Below are 18,467 nucleotides of genomic sequence, written 5' to 3' on the forward strand. Positions count from 1 at the left end.
TTGGGGGTAAAATTTTTTCCGCTCATTATTTGAAAAAAAATCAGGGCCCATTCCTGGTTTTTCGCGATCAGAATTCGCTTCAAAACCTTTGAGAGCCTCTAAAATAAAGGACTGCAGCCAACAGAAGGGAATGCTGGATTTAGATGTTAATGAAAGATACTCCTTTCAAAAAAAAGGTTAAAAAATTAATGAGACTTTTTTGTGTTTTGGGGTAAAATTCAACAGTTGGGATTTTTTTACTCGCACTGGGGCATAAAAAAATCCTCCAGGTAAACCGGGAGGATTTTTTATTTAGAGTTTCAAAAATTATTTCACCTCTTCAAAGTCAACATCTGTTACATTCTCAGCGTTACCGCCTTGTTTGCTTTGATCACCTGCATTTTGGTTTGGATTTGCTCCACCATCCTGACCAGGTTGTTGTTGCTGTGCTTTGTACATATCTTCACTTGCTGCGCCCCAAGCTGCATTTAAAGCTTCAAGAGAAGAAGTTATTTTTGCTAGATCTTTTGCAGCATGAGCTGTTTTTAATTCTGCTAAAGCATTTTCAATAGTTGTTTTTTTCTCAGCAGGAATTTTATCACCATATTCTTTCAATTGTTTTTCTGTTTGAAAGATATTGGTATCTGCTTCGTTCAACTTTTCAACTTCTTCTTTCGCTTTTTTATCAGCGTCTGCGTTAATTTCTGCTTCACGTTTCATGCGATCGATCTCTTCCTGGCTTAAACCACTCTTAGCCTCGATACGAATGTTATGTGATTTGCCTGTTGCTTTATCTTTTGCGCTAACGTTTAAAATACCATTTGCATCAATGTCTAAAGTCACTTCAATTTGAGGGATACCACGTTGTGCTGGAGGAATTCCGTCTAAGTTAAATTCACCTAACTTACGGTTATCTTTTGCCATTGGACGCTCACCTTGATAAACAACGATTTGTACAGATGGTTGATTGTCTGCTGCTGTACTGAAATCCTGTGATTTTTTTGTAGGGATTGTTGTATTCGACTCAATTAATTTAGTGAATACGCCGCCCATTGTTTCGATACCTAAAGATAAAGGAGTAACATCTAACAACAACACATCTTTTACTTCACCGGTTAATACACCACCTTGAATTGCTGCACCTAAAGCAACTACCTCATCAGGATTTACACTTTTGTTTGGCGCTTTTCCGAAGAATTTTTCAACCGCAGCTTGTATTGCAGGAATACGTGTTGATCCACCAACCAAAATAACTTCATTGATATCTTTTGTCTCTAAACCTGCATTTTTTAAAGCAGAACGACAAGGAGCAATAGTACGTTGAATTAAGCTATCCGCTAGCTGTTCAAATTTTGCACGGGTTAAAGTTTTAACCAAGTGTTTTGGCATACCGTTAACCGGCATAATATAGGGTAAGTTGATTTCAGTAGAAGTTGTATTTGACAACTCAACTTTTGCTTTTTCAGCTCCTTCTTTTAAACGTTGCAATGCCATAGCATCTTTACGTAAATCTAATCCTTCCTCTTTCTGAAATTCGTCAGCCAACCAATCTATGATTACCTGGTCAAAGTCATCCCCACCTAAGTGCGTATCACCATCCGTAGATTTTACTTCAAACACACCATCACCTAATTCTAAAACTGAAACGTCATGCGTACCACCACCACAATCAAACACAACAATTTTCATGTCCTGATTCTTTTTGTCCATGCCATAAGCAAGAGCAGCAGCAGTTGGTTCGTTAATGATACGTTTTACTTTTAAACCGGCAATTTCACCTGCTTCTTTAGTAGCCTGACGTTGTGCGTCATTAAAGTAAGCAGGAACCGTAATAACAGCCTCTGTAACTTCCTGACCCAAATAGTCTTCAGCCGTTTTTTTCATTTTTTGTAAAATGATTGCCGAAACTTCTTGTGGTGTGTATTTGCGGTCATCAATCTGAACACGCGGAGTATTGTTATCACCTTTTACAACTGCATAAGGCACACGTTTAACTTCTTCTGTTACTTCATCGTAAGTATGTCCCATAAAACGTTTAATTGAATAAACTGTTTTAGTAGGATTTGTGATCGCCTGACGTTTTGCAGGATCACCAACTTTACGTTCTCCACCTTCAACGAAAGCAACTACCGAAGGGGTAGTACGTTTTCCTTCATTGTTAGCTATAACCACAGGTTCGTTACCCTCCATAACTGAAACACAGCTATTTGTGGTTCCCAAATCTATTCCTATTATTTTTCCCATTTTATTTATCTATTATGATTACTATTAATTTCTGCCTAGGGCTTTCAATAAATATGCCAAATGGATCATTTAACAAAATTCTGCCAGACTGTCATTTAGGCCGGAAAAGAAGAGATAATTTGGCTTGAAAAGGGCGCCGGAACGCTAATTCTGGCAGTTATTTACAGCCTAAAACAACGTTTTTATCATTGTAAAATTTATACTGGCAAGTATTCACGTTCCCTGAGAAGGAACTTATAAATACAGGGTCAAGTTCCTTCAAAACAGTAAGCGTACTTCTAAAAGTGAAAAGACCTAAGGCTGAATTATCCTTGAAATTAGAGTACAAAGGTTTATTCTGATTTATTCCGAATGAAGGCTTTATATACTCCATGTAATCAACGTATTCCTGGCTCGAGGCCCATACAAAAACTTCGATTAAATACATTTTTCTGCCCTGCACCGCGGGTAAATTCTTCTTCGAGAGAGATTGAGCAATTTGCGTAAAATAATCTCCCGATTTAAAATTTGTAAACATGTAGCTTGTTCCACTCAGCGAACGTGTCGTTTTAATATCGTTAAAATCAAAATCTACATAATCGTAACTACGATCCACTCCATTCAGATCATTATAAAAATGGCTGCGAATTGTCATCTGATAAATTTTAGCGTTTTGAACGGGTAAAAAATAAGTACCTCCTACAGCAATTGTGGGATTTTGAGCGCTAAAATTTATACGCCCCGAGGTTACCGCAGGATCAAGAGGGTAATAAGGGGCGGCCAATATTCCAGAAGTTTCTCTGGCATTAATGCGAGGAATAACAGTGGCCGTTGCCGTAAAAACATTTCCGGTATGTGTATTTTTTATGGTTAGCGTATAAAAGCCGGTGGTATCAAGCCTCTCATTGCTTACGTAAACGCGTTGATTGGTATTAAAAGCCCCTTCAGAAGTGGTAACCATAGAATCTCTGAAAAGAATAACATGAGGATTGGAAGAATGCTTAATACTGACAGTAATCTCATCTTGTTTATAGTTTATAGAATCCGCCACTTTTGCCATTGTATTCGCATTCCCTTCGCCTAAAAACACCTTGTTTACACGGATCATCTGAATTTTTTCAAAGGGATTTAAAACTGCGTAAACACTTGGGTATTCTTTGTAAGGAGCATTTAGTTCAATGTCGTTTTTACAAGAAGATAGAAAAATCACTGCTAAGCAGATTAAACAGAGGCTATTTTTTAAGAAATTCATGTAGCCAAAGATACTGCAATTTTCGGACCCTTAAAGGCCTTTTAAAGTGGAATGCAGGTTTTTATATAAAATGCCAAATCCTTCATATAAGTGGTCGGAAAAACTGCGCTCATGAAACACGCTTATAAAAAATCCATTTACAGATTTAACTTCTTTTGCGAGCTGAAGCATTTGTTCATAAGCCACAAGCGGAGAAAGATCCTCGTAAACCGTATACACGCCATCCATAACGCAAAAAGGAACAAACAAAAGCTCCTCAGCTTTTTCAGAATTAAAATTGTAGTAATAAAAGGGATGTGAGGTACCGGCACGAAAGCCCGGTTCTGAAGCATAGCCCATGGTAAAATCTGCCTCTATGCCGTTTTCAAGTAATAATGCAGGCGTAGATTTTATGTCGAAACGCAAATAATGTTGCCGCGAAAGAGTAATCTCTTCTTTTGTCTTTAGCCTGAAATCTTTTATCTCCGCTTTCATTAGTCCTTCTTTTTCCGAAGATTCATAAGAAGGGTGGAGTCCGAATAGCGCATGATTTTCTTTTAAAATTTTAAAAACAGGTTGATAGGCACCATAGGCGGGATCTACCGTTCTATCGTGGGGAGTACCCGTTCTGAACAGGAAAAAATAAATGAGTGGAATTCTGGATTCGAAACAAAAGTCAGAAACTTCAGCATAGATATCAAAAGGATCGTTTTTCTTACCTGATAACACAAGCAAACGTTCCTTCAAATTTTTAAAGTCCAGTTTCAGAATATCTTTAGCCGTTGCACCGATCGTTCTTATAGCGCCTTTCGCTTTGTAAGCAAAAAGATTATCAACATCAATAGTACTTATTACCTTGAATTTTTTTTCCGGAAATTTTAATTCAGGATAAAATTTAGTTAAGCACTCTGCAAATTCTTTTATCCAAAGATCTACAACGGGTTTTAAATGGAATTTTCCGGAATATAAAATAGAAGCCTTTGCTTCAAATCTTTTGTGTTTATCTTTTTCGAAGGTCTGCCATTCTTCGTAACGTGAGATAAAATAAAAGACAGATGAAAAAATATCGTAATTAAGATCTTGATTTTCTTCAGATTCATAAAAATAAAGGAGTCCCTTTTTGATAAAAGGTAGTGGTCTTTTTTCTGAAACCATCTTTTGCTGAAGTAAACCGTTTGGCAGAACTTTAAATACTCCGGAAATCTCTGTAGAAGAATAGTTAATGCGTACAGCTTTCGAAGCTTTAAAAAAATCCGAATCTGAAGTGACCTTAAAGTTTACCCTGAGAGAATGTTTGAAAATGAAATCACAGGCATAAGTTAAACGTGTGGTGAGTTGTTCTGCATAAATCAGCACTTCCGAAAACCCATGAGGAAGATCGAGATCTAATAAAGTATGCAAGGCCTGTTTGTTAAGCATTGGATAAAGATAATTTTTTTATGTGGTATATAAAGTAAAAAAGGCTGCCCTAACGAGCAGCCTTTCATTTCCAATCACTAAAAATTTATTGAACAATAATTTTATAATTTGCTGAGGCAGATGAAGTTGTTACTTTAACAAAATAAACGCCTTTAGCCATTTCCGATAAATTAAAGCTTTCTGACCTGTTTTCGGTACTCATAACGGCAATCGTAGCACCTGTAGAATTTGTAATAATAATATTTTTAGTACCATCGAAATCAAATTCAGCATTTAAAACTCCTGTTGAAGGATTCGGATACATACGCACAGCATTGTTGAGGGAAGAATTTTTAGCAATACCTGTGCATTTATCCACTACTACAGTTATAGAAGCTGTGTTACTACAGCCATTAACATCTACGCCCACGATGTTGTACTGGAAAGTATTTGAAGCAGCGTTTGTTAATACAGATCCCGTAACATTAAATGGATACCAGGTATAAGTTGCAGCACCGGCAGCATTCAGCGTTACTGTTTCTTTAGCACAAAGTGTCATAGAACTAGCTGTTAAATTAATAACTGGTGGCTGCCATACATGTAAACCTACAGTGGCGGAAGCGGTGCAACCTATGGCATTTTTTCCCGACACCGTAAAAACTGTATTGGTAGTGGCCGTCAGAAAAATATCTGCAGCGTTACTTCCCGTATTCCAGGTGTAAGTGGCAGCACCGGCTGCGGTAAAAGAAGCCGGACTATTCAAACATACTGAAGCAGAGGCCGGGGTGATCGCGATTACAGGTACTGCTTTGGTTGTAATATTAACGGTTGCGGTTCCTGTGCACCCCCCGCCGTTTGCTCCAGTAACGGTGTAAATTCCGCTGGTAGACGGCGTAATGCTAGTGGTAGCTGTATTAGGACCATTGCTCCAGGTATAAGTAAGCGCTCCCTGAGCTGTAAAACTTTGCGCCGTATTCGGACAAACCGAAACCGAGGCCGGAGTTACATAAAGTGTTGGAGCAGGAGTAGTAAGTATAACTGCTGAACCCTGGCCTGTGCAACCGTTAGCGTCGGTACCCAGTACTGAGAAAGACGTTACGCCAGTTGGAGTAATTGCCACTGTGGTAGCAGTAGAATTATCCTGCCAAACGTAAGTTGAAGCACCCGAAACAGTATATATTCCTGTAGACAATTCACATACAGTTACAAACGATGGAGTTACTGCAATTACAGGCAGTGGTAGCGCGATAACAGCTACAGTTTGCGTAGCACCGCAGTTGCTAGCATTGTAACCTGTAACTGAGTAAACGGTACTGGCTGCTGAAATGGATGTAAAGGTTGACCCCAGAGTTGAACCGTTCCAAACATAAGAGTTAGCTCCAGATGCTGAGAAAGTAGCAGGGGAAAGAGAACATAGAGTTGCTGACGCCGGTGAGATACTGATAACAGGCAAAGTGTTTGTTGTTACAGATACTGTGCTGGTTCCAACACAACCTAAAGAATTAGTTCCTGATACAGAATACACGGTAGAAGATGCAGGTGTGTACGACGCAGCGGAGTTTGAGCCACCTGAAGCACTCCAGGTAAAGCTGTTAGCTCCGTTTGCGGTAAGGTTAACTGCTGTTAAGGCACACACTGTTGCCGAGGCGGGCGCAACACTTAATACAGGTAAAGAATTAGAAGTAATACTTATTGTTTTTGACGACGCGCAATTCGCGGCGTTAGTTCCATTTACGGTATAGATTGTAGTTGCAATTGGAGATACCGATAATGCTGTTGTAGTTGGACTGCCGCTCGTTATCCATGTATAGGTATTCGCTCCACTGGCAGTTAAAGTAGCCGAAGAATTTACACAAACAGCTGAAGCCGTTGAAGCTATCAAAATAACAGGAACGGAATTGGAAACGACCGCCACTGTTTGCACAACCGCACACCCTGCAGAACTATATCCTGTGGCAGTGTAAGTTGTATTTGCTGTTGGCGATACTGCTGCTGTAGCTGTTGGAGCTCCCGTATTCCATGAGTAAGTTGCTGCTGTACCACTTGCGGTTAATGTGGTTGTGTTACCAGAACATATAGTTGTATTTCCTGTAATGGAAAAAGCAGGATTTGCATTTACTGTAACAGTAAGCATGGCTGTATTAGAACAGGTACCTGACGAACCAATGACGCTGTACGTTGTATTTGTTGTAGGATTAATAGAGATACTAGCTGTTGTAGCGCCTCCATCCCATACATAGGTTACGCCACCGTTACCCTGCAATACCGCAGTTTGACCGAGACAAATAGTAGATGGCCCTACAATGGAAATAGATAATGAAGCAGCCACTGTAACTAATTGTGTAGTGGTGGTTGAGCAACCTAAAGCATCTGTTCCTGTTACTGTGTAAGTTGTGTTAGCCGCAGGTGTATCGGTAATGTTATCACTCGTAGATCCCGTGTTCCACAGATATGTTAAGGCACCGCTAGCAGCTAAGCTGGCTGTTTGGCCGGTGCAAATTCCGGATGAACCGGAGATGTTTACTATTGGATTATTTGTAGCAGTGATGCTAATATTAGCAGATCCTGTTATAGGACAAGGAGAGTTTGTTCCAACTATAGAATAAACACTATTAGTAGACGGGGCAATAACTATACTAGAACCGGTTGCTCCCGTGTTCCATAAATAAGAAGATGCACCACTAGCTGTTAGTGTTGCAGAAGCACCGCCACATAATACAGTATTTGTACTTGCGAGATTTACAGTGGGTGTATTCAGAACAGTTACTGATGCAACATTAGTTACGGAACAAGTCCCATAAGAAACCTCGACCGTGTAATTTGATGAAGCCGCTGGCGTTGACGTTACAGAAGCTCCTGTGGCAGCTGATAAACCCGCAGACCAATTGTAAGTACCTTGAACTAACCCATATAATTTAAAATCAGGTCTTGAGTTATATGAACTACTAACAGTAGAGGTCGTATAAAGTGTTGCCGCTGTAACATTATCAGCTCTGTAACTAATACTGCTCTGAAAAGAAGTTGCTGTTGTCGGAGTAAAAACTGCATCTGCAGTAGCACCTGAAATATTATTAGAAAAAGCGGTTTCGATAACAATATTATCGGATCCATTCCAAACAAAAGAGGATGAAAAATTATGCAGGTTAGTGTAGCCTATTGTTGGCGAGTAATTAATTGGTCCATACACAGTGGTTAAAGTAGTGATGAACGCGCTTAGTGAAGTTGCAGTAGTTGCTCCAATACTAACCTTAAAATTTTGAGCATCAAATCGCGTTGATCCCCAGTTCGATCCAAATGAAGTTATTGGTAAATTTATTCCTGTTATAGCAGAATTGGCGGAAAATCCCGCAGCGGTCAATTCGCTAGCCAGCACCATAAATTGAAAACGCTGTCCTCCGAAATAGATAGAGTAAGGAGAAGGATATGTTGTAGAACTATTAACATTTGTATTAGTGCTTACTCCGCTAGTTAAAAAAATTGGAATAAGACCACCTGTTACACCAATAGTCTGACTTGATCCTGAACAAATAGATGCACTCGCAGGTGTTACCGTTAAGATAGACGGTCCCGATAAGATGGTCACATTCTGAGAAAAAACGGTTACCGAACAATTGCCTGCAGAGACAACCAACGTATAAATTCCTCCGGAAAATAAATTTAATGAAGAAACTACAGCATTTTGAGAAGTTGAAATAAAGGCGTTTGGTCCGGTCCACTTAAAGTTTGTTCCGACATCTGTAAGACCATTCAAGTTTAAATTACTACCAGCACAAACTGTATTGCTGCCTGCTATAGACGCGTTTGCAGTTGGAGTTGGACTCGCAAGAACAGTTACTTCATTTGATATATTTGTTCCCGAAATTGCCGGACAAGTTGAAAGCAAAACAAAATAATGTGTTCCAGCTGTTAAACTGCCGGATGTTAATGCTGGTGAATTAAGCCCAGAACCGCTGGCTACGTTTACATAAGGGCCACCGGAAGTTGTAGACTCCTGCCATTGAAAAGTAGTACCTCCACCCAATACAGTGCCAGCTGAATTTATAGCTATGGTTTGTCCTGAACAACGAGTATAAGAGGTTACTCCAATAGTTCCTGCGTTTACAGAAGTACATGTAGGAAGATTTGGTTCATTTTCATCGGCACCAATATCCGGAGCACTTCCTGTGCCCGAGTAGCCTGAATTACCTGCTCTGATTTGGGCGTCAAAATCGTCTGTGATGCCCGCAATGTTTGACCCGCCACTTTCAGCCACTGTAGTGAAAGTATTATTTATATGCAGAAAGTTTGCATTGGGTCCTGTAGTAAAAAAGAAAGCTGTATTTTCTGTTACTGAATTGGCATCCGAAGAACCTACAGCGGTTTTAAAAGCAGCAAGCGTCTGATAACTATTTGTTCCGTCATACATAATGAGGTTACTTGTTCCTGTGGCGCCCGCATAAAGCAAATTATTATTAGATGCAGACTGGTAGGATGTCAAAGTGGTTGAACTTCGCCTGTATGCAACGCTCAAACCCGTTCCAACAGGAGTAGAGAGATTTATGAGAATATTATTTCTTAAAGTTTGATTTGGCGTCGTAGAAGAATAAAGCGCTGCGGAACCAAATAGCGTTCCAGTACTACTTGCATTTAAATGAACAGTGTTATAATAAATGTTTGACGTAGTACCACCGTTAACATAGATTCCTGCTACGGCTGTAGCAACATTACTAGCCGGAGCTCTCATATCTCCAACAAGATTATTATACACCGACACTAGAGCACCAGAACTCACATAGATACCATAAGTAACCCCCGCTGCTCCACCAGCACTGAAGTCATAAAATTTGTTCTTAAAAATATTTGTGGTGCCGGTGAGAGCGTGAAAAATTCCATAAATAGTTCCACCCGCTAATCCATTTGCGATTGAAAGTGAGCTTACTCTATTTGCACTGTATGTTTTTACAGAAGAACCCGAAGTATTTGAATATAAACCGTAAATCACATGACCCGTAGCCGTCGAACCTCCTGAAATAGTGAGATTATCAATTAAATTATCCGTGTAGACTTCATAAGTAGGACTGGAGATATCATAAAATCCGTACAGTGAACTGGAGCTGCTACCAGAGGTAGCATTGATCGCGTTATTGGTTACACTATTTCCACTCACCGTAACCGAGGCTGTGCCTGCTCTCATGCAATAAAACGTTGCGTTGCTTCCAGAATGAACATTTGCTGTAACCGTGTTTGTTAAAAGGTTCACCATAATTCCAGAAGCACCTCCGCCATCAATTCCTGTAAAAGTTCCTGTTCCGGTAAAAGTAGTATTAGTCAATATATTATTTGTGATATTGACCCTTGACGCCGTCCCTGAATTTATTATACCTCCTAGTGCACCACTGGTTGCGGTAGTATAAGAACAGTTAGTAACAAGGTTGCCGCTAATTGTTATGGTATTTGAAGCTGCGGTAGAACCCGACGCATTTTGTATTCCTGTAAGCAACGCGGTGGTTCCAATACTTTTTAGGGTAACGGTATTGCTTAAAATGGACGCATTTGCGCTAGTTGCCGTATTGATGTAAATTCCTCTCAGATCACCCGCATGAGATAAACCTGCACCGTTGTTATTATTCACCGTATTGTATGCAACGTTTAAATTGTATTGAGCCAATGTTCTAATACCCGCTGAAGCAGTTGTTCCGCCTCCACCATAATTGATAATTGTATTTCCTGTCGCAGCAGAGTTTCCTCCAATATCATTTCCTGTATCAGCAAGGGTGAACGGAGTCGAGGCTGCGAAACCTATCATGGCTATGCCAATATTGCAATTCTGAATGGTATTTCCATAAAACTTATTGTTGGAGTTAGATCCAGACGCGGATGTGATGGTTAAAACCGAAGTGTGAGCTGAGATAGTAGCGTTAACCACGTCAATTCCTCTTGATCCGTCTGTTGCGGGGGCTGTACCTGCAGCGTTGTTTACGCGGCTTAAAGAAATAACACAATTCCGTATCGTGTTATTCTGGCAACCATCTGTAACACTGGCCTTAAAAAAACCGTAACCAAATTCCATGGTTCCGGGATTTGTTGTATTCAAGTCCGTAATATCCAAGCCGTCAATGGTTACATAATCTGATCCAGCAAAACGCCACACACCATCCTGTGCTGCAGAAGATGGAGTGGCCGTGCCTGTGTAGGCATAAACTAGAGGATTTGCACCGGCACCACTTTTTTGAAAAGTAATAGTATTAGCGGATGATGCGCCAGTAATGGCGTTTAAGGTGAAACCTCCTGTAACGACCGTTTCAGTATACCCTGCAGATATATTCATAATTACAGGTCCGCTAACTCCTAAAGAATTAAGATCACTTATCGCTGCGGCGATACTGGTGTAAGTTCCAGGAATGGCGTAGGTTCCAGACAATTGAGAGTTCATTTTACGAGCAAAAAAAATAGCAAGTAAAACTACAAGAGTACGAGTAGTTTGTTTCATAGGGATTTATTTATTTTTGTTTTTGGGATATTAATTCGCTAACCTAATGTTACCGTTTTACTAAACTATGAAAATTTAACTATTAAAGTAATTATTTAACATTTAAAGAAGAGAATTTGCATGTCAGAATTTCCTGGCCGACTCGCAAAGCAAAGCAACTAATTGATTTTAAGGTAGATAGAATTTTCAGGATGAGTTGAGTTTCCCTGTTATAACAAGCGAGAAATTTGAAATTAATAGTTAAACATAACTAGCGCATTTTTTGATTAACTAATTTCTTTTTTTTAACTGACATCCAATAAAAAAGGCTGTCCCATTTGAACAGCCTTTTTTATCTAGAAGATTGGTTGATAATTATTGAATCACAATTTTGTAATTCGCAGCAGAGTTATTTGATTTTACACTAACAAAATAAACACCTTTTGCAAAACCTGAAAGATCGAAGTTTGTGCTTGTTTCGTTTGTAGAAGTTTCATAGATTTTTGCTCCAACAGAGTTAAGAACAAGAATTTCTTTTGTGCCTTCAAAACCAAAGTTAGCTGTAATCAATCCTGTGGAAGGATTTGGAAACAAGCTTACATTTGCCAATACCTGGTTTTGTTTATCAATACCTGTACAAGCATCTACAATTACACTTACCACTTTTTTAGTGGAACAATTATTAGCATCTACCCCGGTAACTGTGTAAGAAGTATTAGCCGTCGGGTTAACCGATAAGCTGGCGCCACCTGCACTTGCAGAAGTCCATGAGTAAGTTGCAGTTCCACCACTTGCAGTAAGTACTACTGAATTACCGGTACAAATAGTTGGAGAAGCGGGGCTTACATTTACTACTGGTAAAGCAAATGCAGTAACAGCTACTGTTTTACTGGTTGCACAGCCATTAGAGATACCTGTAACCGTATACACACCTGAAGCAGAAACCGTAACAGTTTCCATAGCGGTTGTAGCTCCTGTAGTCCACGAGTAAGTTGTGGCACCTGCAGCGGTAAAACTTGCTGTTGCATTCATACACACACTTACAGTAGCCGGAGAAACGGTTACCGGAGGTCCTGAATTTACAGTAAGTGCTAAAGCAGCTTGAGCAATACATCCATCAGCACTCGTTCCTGTTACAGAATAAGTAGTATTTGAAGTCGGACTTACCACGTATGAATTGGTAGATGGGCCAGATACCCATATATAGGTAGCAGCACCATTCGCTGTTAACGTGGCACTTTGCCCCGAGCAAATCACACTTGGAGTAGTAGCTGCTGTTACAACTGGCAGAGAGAAAGTTGAAATACTTATTGTTTCTGAAACAACAGCACAATTCTGATTTTGTCCCATTACAGTGTAAACCGTTGTAGAAGACGGGGTAACTGAAATGGTGTTGGTTGTAGTTGTTGGGTTCCAGGAGAATGAAGTAGCACCACTCACTGTTAAAGTAGAGGCGTCACCAGGACAAACCGCTGTAGAAGTAGCCGCTACTGTTAGAACAGGCACAGGTAACACGGTTACTTCGATACTTGCTGTGGAAGCACAACCCCCTAAAGATGCAGTTAAAGAATAAACGGTTGTAGCAGCTGGACTTGCCACAACACTATGATCAGTAATACCCGATAAACCTGTTAAAGGACTCCAAACCATAGATCCTACCGATGTTCCGTTTAATTTAAAATCAGGACGCGCATTAAAAGAACTATTTACATCGGTTGCTGAAGCCACTGCCAGGGCAGTCTCTCCATCTGCACGGTAAAGAATAGTACTTTGAAAACTTGTAGAAGTGTTATATTGAATAACTGCGTCAGAAGAAGTACCGGTCATAAAATTAGAGAATGTAGTTTCGATAACCACATTTTCTGAGCCATTCCATAAAAAAGCGCTTGAAAAATTATGTGTATTGCCATAACCCACAGCAGGAGTAAAATTTGAAGGTGCTACAACAGTTGTAAGACCTGTCTCAAAATTTGTGAGGCTGCTATTTGTAGTAGTTCCAATGCTTACCTGGAAGTTTTGATTTTCTGTTAAAGAACTTCCCCAGTTACTTTCGAGAGATACTACCGGAAATTGAATACTGGTTAGAGGGGACCCTGCTACAAAACCAGCGGCATAAAGCTCACTGGCAAGTACCAACATTTGCATTTTTTGTCCACCATAATAAACACTGTAGGGAGCCGGGTAATCTGTATTACTGTTTTGAAATTCCTCTGTTCCAACAATCAGCGTTGCAGATGCAGAAACCACGCCGCTGGCAACTAAAGTGGTAGAACCAGCAGGACAGATAGAAGCTGAACCAGCCGTGATAGTTGGAGTTGCGGGATAAGGATAAACCTTCACAAAAACTGAAGCTGGAGCTGAAGAACAGAAAGCATTCAAAACATTCAACATATAGGTTCCTGAAATAGTTGCGTCTGCTGCAGCAAAAGAAGGACTTTGCGTCGTGCTGGTATACCCGTTAGGGCCAGACCACATATATGTACTTGCACTTCCCGAACCCGTTAAAGAGAAATTTTGTCCGGCACAAAGCGAAGACGTATTTACTGACGCAGTAGCTGTCGGCAACGCGTTAACCGTTAGTGTGCCTTCATTTGAAAGAGCGGTTAAACTTAAAGCAGGACAAGCTGTTTCAAGAACTACGTAATAAACACCGGCTCCCAGAGGATCGCTGGTGTAATTAGGCGTGTTTGAGCCCGTGCCACCTGTAAGCGGAGCATAAGGTCCTCCTGCAGTTGCTCCTACCTTCCACTGATAGGTTGTACCGATGCCGAAACTCACATCGTTGGAAGTAGCAGTTATTGTTTGCCCGGCACAAATAGTAGCCGAAGAAGTAGCCAGAGTGCCACCAACAGCTGTTGTACAAACAAATGGTAGATAAGTTCCTTCCCATGCACCGATATCCGGTGTAGTGGCGTTTCTTGTAGTTCCGCCAAAATCTGTTGTTATACCAGCAACTGGTAAAGCTGCCGATTCAGCTTGCGTAATAATTGAAGTGCTAAGATCCAGGTAATTTGCGGTTGACCCTGTAATAGAGATAAATGGCGGATTCTCAGTAACAGATAAAGCTTCGCGCACACCCATTGCTATTTTGTAAGCATTTAAAGTTTGCACTGAACTCGTTCCATCGTAGTACATTAAATTTGCGGCAGAAGGCGTTCCTGCATAATATAAATTGTTGTTAGTAGTAAGAGCAAGGTTGGAAAGATCTGAAGATGGTCTTACATGTGCAAACACAGTTCCGGTACCCGTTGCTGTAGATGTGTTTACAACAATGTTGTTTCTCATGTCCAGTTTAGTATAGTCGGATGTATACAATGCGGTACTTCCAAAATCCAATCCTGAACTTGTTGCTGCGATGTTAATGGTATTGTAGTATAAGTTTGTATTATCAGCATCGCCTGCATAAATACCCCATAAATTGCCGAAGTCAGCCGTTGGCGCCTTTATATCGCCAACAAGATTATTAGCTACTGTTACAGTGCCGCCGTAAGAAATATACATACCCGCAATATAATTGTCATTACCATTACCAATAATGTCGTATATTTTATTTTTAGTCACTACTACTTCATCGCCTGAAAACACGAATAAACCTATAGCTTCTCCGGCTGGGTCTGTAGTAGTAACAGAATGAATAAGATTATCACCTGCTGTAACCGAGTATGACCCCGAGTCGTAACCAACAAAAAGGCCGTATGCATAATCAGCGCTGATCGCAGTCATCGTGTTTCCCGACACAGAACTTCCTGAATTACCATAAGAGTGTTGAATACCGACAGCCCTGCCGCTCGGAGCATTGATATTGGAGATTGTGTTACCCGAAACGTTAGCAATCTGATCTATGCTTGCTGAATGATAAATACCCCAGAAGCTTCCTTGTCCTGAGTATGTCACATTTGAGAAGGAGTTTCCGATGGCATTCGCTGAACCAGAAATAGGTGAATTGTCAAAGAGATAACCAAAAACCCATCCGTCTGTGCTTGCTGAAAACCCAGTAACGATTGCATTATTGTTAACATTCACATTCCTTGTTACACTGGCATTGTGAATAAGAGCAACATCACCCTCGCTGTTAACCGAAATGTTATTAAAGATATTTCCAGAAAAATTAAAGGCTCCTCTTCTTGAGGTGTTGGTTTTTATCAAATCTAGTTGTTGATCGGTACCAATAGCGCCTGTGAAGTTTACATTTTGAAGTGTGTTAGTTGTAATACTTATGGTAGATGTAGTACTTCCGCCGGCGTTATAAATACCAGAGGCAAAAATCGAGTTCCCTGATCCATTAAACGTTCCCACATCAACAAGGTTATTGGCTATATCGACTGAAGTTGTTACAGCTCCTGAGTTGTAAATATCAAAGAATGTACCGTAACCTGTATCATCCGTCGAATTATTGAGCAGCTGATTGTTCGAAATACTTAAATAAGCTGCTGAAGCCGAATTCTGTATCCCGTAAAAAACGCCATCTACAGCACCAGTGAAAGTACAGCTGGTGATTAGGTTATTGGTGATAATGATGGAATTACTCGCCGCTGTTGAACCAGATGCATTTTGTATACCGATAAGAAGTTCACCACCGCTTGTAGCACCGCTGGACAATGTAACGGTGTTGTTGGTGATGGAAGCATTAGCACTTTGTGCAGCAGCCACGTGAATTCCCCTTAGATCTATCTGATGATCTATTCCAGATCCATTATTATTATTGATAACGTTGTAACTTACATTTAAGTTATACTGTCTTTCGGTTCGCACTGCTGCGGCCACGGCGTTTGATCCACCACCAAAATTGATAATTGTGTTTCCTGTAGCTGAAGTAGAACCGCCAATGTCATTTCCGGTGTCAGCATAAGAAAATGGAGTTGAGTCTGCATAACCCGTGATGGTGATCCCGAAATTACAATTCTCAATAATATTAGAATAAAATTTATTGTTTGAATTGGCTCCTGCTGCAGAGCTTGGTGTTTCAGCGGTAGTGTGCGTCGTTACCTGTGCGTTAACCATGTCGATGCCTCTCGACCCGTCCATTGCCGGGCTTGAACCAAAGTCGTTGTTTACACGATTGAGAGTGATGTGACAGTTCTTGATAGTGTTATTCTGACACCCATTAGTAGCACTGGCTTTAAAGAAACCGAAACCAAACTCCATAGTTGCAGGGTTGCTTGTATTCGGATCGCTGATATCAATTCCATCAATAGTGATGTAATCTGATCCGACAAACTTCCAAACACCATCCTGGAGATCAGAAGAAGGAACTGCTGTTCCGCCTGTATAAGCAACCAACATTGGGTTTGCGCCTGAACCACTTTTCATAAAAGTGATAGTGTTTGCAGAAGACGCTCCTGTAATGGTGTTTAAAGTAAAGCCACCTGCAGTTACAGTCTCTGTATATCCAGCAGTAACTTCAATAGTTACAGCACCACTTACGCCTGCAACGTTTAAGCTGTTAATGGCAGCGGCTACGGAAGTGAAAGTGGAAGGCACATTGTAGGTGCCTGTTAACTGGGCCCTTGCGCCCGTAATTAAAAATAATGCCACAATCAGGCATAACGATTTAATGGTTTTTTTCATGTTGGGGGGGTTTTGTTGGGTTAGAAATTTTGAGTTAGGGTTATTTTTCTCATCTAAAATACCATATAAATCAATAGCTACCACGGACTTATGCAGCAAATCTTCTAACCTAAAGTTTACTTCTGGTAAACAAAAATTAAGTTGTTCTGTAAACGCTGGACTATTTACAATTAACTATTAATCAATTGTAAAAAACACTCTTAAATTATTTTTTCAGGAAGTTGACTTTTATCAATGAAATTAATTCGAGAAAAGTAGCAAAACAAAAAAGCTGCCGGTTTCGCCGGCAGCTTTTTACTCTTTAAAAAGAAAAGTGTTATTTAATTTTGAAAGCAGCTTTTACTTTAGCTACATAATCTAATTTTTCCCATGTAAACAATTCTACCTTCATAGTTTTTGTTTTTCCATCAGGTGATTTAAATGTTTTTGTAACAACTTCGTTTTTACGTCCCATGTGTCCATATGCAGCAGTTTCGCTGTACATTGGCGTACGCAGTTTAAAACGTTGTTCAATAAAGTAAGGACGCATGTCGAATACTTTTTCAACGATCTTAGCTATCTGTCCGTCTGTCATTTTTACTTTTGCAGTTCCATAAGTATCAATAAAGATACCCATTGGCTGAGCAACACCGATTGCATAAGAAACCTGAACAAGTACTTCAGAACAAACACCTGCAGCTACGAGATTTTTAGCGATGTGACGTGTAGCATAAGCTGCTGAACGGTCCACTTTACTCGGATCTTTTCCTGAGAATGCGCCACCGCCGTGAGCACCTTTTCCACCGTAAGTATCTACAATTATTTTACGACCTGTTAAACCTGTATCTCCGTGTGGACCACCGATTACAAATTTCCCGGTTGGATTAATATGGTAACTGATTTTGTTATTGAATAAATGCGCGTATTTAGGATATTTCTTTTTAACACGTGGAATTAAAATATCAACGATGTCTTTTTTAATTTTCGCTAACATTTTTGATTCTTCTGCAAAATCGTCGTGTTGTGTAGACACAACAATAGCATCGATACGAACGGGAACATTATCATCACTGTACTCTAATGTTACCTGTGATTTTGCATCAGGACGTAAATATTTAATTTCTTTGTTTTCTCTGCGAAGCGCAGCTAATTCTATTAAGATACCATGAGCTAAATCTAAAGCCAAAGGCATGTAGTTGGCAGTTTCATTAGTAGCATACCCAAACATCATCCCTTGATCACCAGCACCTTGTTCTTCTTTTTTCTTTTTGTCAACGCCCTGATTGATATCAGCAGATTGCTCGTGAATAGCAGATAGAATACCGCAAGAGTTTGCTTCAAACATGTACTCTGACTTTGTATACCCTATTTTACGAATGACTTCGCGGGCAATTTCCTGAACATCTAAATATGCTTTAGATTTAACTTCTCCGGCCAAAATAACCTGTCCTGTTGTAACAAGCGTTTCGCAAGCTACTTTACTGTTTGGATCAAAAGCTAAAAAGTTATCGATTAGAGCGTCTGAAATCTGATCTGCTACTTTGTCCGGATGTCCTTCTGACACGGATTCTGATGTGAATAAATATCCCATTTTTAGGAGTTGAAGTTTGTTGAATTATAGATTTATTGAATTGTGTGATT

The 18,467-nt window shown here is 40.1% G+C and carries 6 protein-coding genes; all 6 read right to left on the minus strand.

Annotated features, from left to right (window positions below):
- Nucleotides 1-306 precede the first annotated feature (306 nt).
- The 6 genes from CNR22_03295 to CNR22_03320 all read right to left on the minus strand — a co-directional run bounded on the left by CNR22_03295 (nt 307) and on the right by CNR22_03320 (nt 18,417).
- Complete coding sequence (locus tag CNR22_03295; protein ID PBQ30838.1) at nt 307-2,223, minus strand: molecular chaperone DnaK; 1,917 nt, start codon at nt 2,221-2,223, stop codon at nt 307-309.
- 157 nt (nt 2,224-2,380) lie between these two features.
- Nucleotides 2,381-3,454: a hypothetical protein gene (locus CNR22_03300; protein ID PBQ30839.1), complete on the minus strand. Its 1,074-nt coding sequence runs from the start codon at nt 3,452-3,454 to the stop codon at nt 2,381-2,383.
- A 30-nt stretch (nt 3,455-3,484) separates the two neighbouring features.
- Entirely contained in the window at nt 3,485-4,852 is a 1,368-nt protein-coding gene (locus tag CNR22_03305; GenBank protein PBQ30840.1) for a hypothetical protein, read from the minus strand.
- An 85-nt stretch (nt 4,853-4,937) separates the two neighbouring features.
- Entirely contained in the window at nt 4,938-11,300 is a 6,363-nt protein-coding gene (locus tag CNR22_03310) for a hypothetical protein (protein ID PBQ30841.1), read from the minus strand.
- A 354-nt stretch (nt 11,301-11,654) separates the two neighbouring features.
- A complete protein-coding gene (locus CNR22_03315; GenBank protein PBQ30842.1) occupies nt 11,655-16,931 on the minus strand; it encodes a hypothetical protein in 5,277 nt (1,758 codons plus the stop codon).
- A 232-nt stretch (nt 16,932-17,163) separates the two neighbouring features.
- Nucleotides 17,164-18,417, minus strand: a complete 1,254-nt coding sequence (locus CNR22_03320) for a methionine adenosyltransferase (GenBank protein ID PBQ30843.1) — start codon at nt 18,415-18,417, stop codon at nt 17,164-17,166.
- Nucleotides 18,418-18,467 lie beyond the last annotated feature (50 nt).

This window comes from Sphingobacteriaceae bacterium (assembly GCA_002319075.1).
Taxonomy (GTDB): domain Bacteria; phylum Bacteroidota; class Bacteroidia; order B-17B0; family Aurantibacillaceae; genus Aurantibacillus.

What these genes read in the sequence shown, in the direction of transcription:
- CNR22_03310 (PBQ30841.1), bottom strand. Translation starts at nt 11,300, where the DNA reads ATGAAACAAACTACTCGTACTCTTGTAGTTTTACTTGCTATTTTTTTT.
- CNR22_03300 (PBQ30839.1), bottom strand. Translation starts at nt 3,454, where the DNA reads ATGAATTTCTTAAAAAATAGCCTCTGTTTAATCTGCTTAGCAGTGATT.
- CNR22_03305 (PBQ30840.1), bottom strand. Translation starts at nt 4,852, where the DNA reads ATGCTTAACAAACAGGCCTTGCATACTTTATTAGATCTCGATCTTCCT.
- CNR22_03295 (PBQ30838.1), bottom strand. Translation starts at nt 2,223, where the DNA reads ATGGGAAAAATAATAGGAATAGATTTGGGAACCACAAATAGCTGTGTT.
- CNR22_03320 (PBQ30843.1), bottom strand. Translation starts at nt 18,417, where the DNA reads ATGGGATATTTATTCACATCAGAATCCGTGTCAGAAGGACATCCGGAC.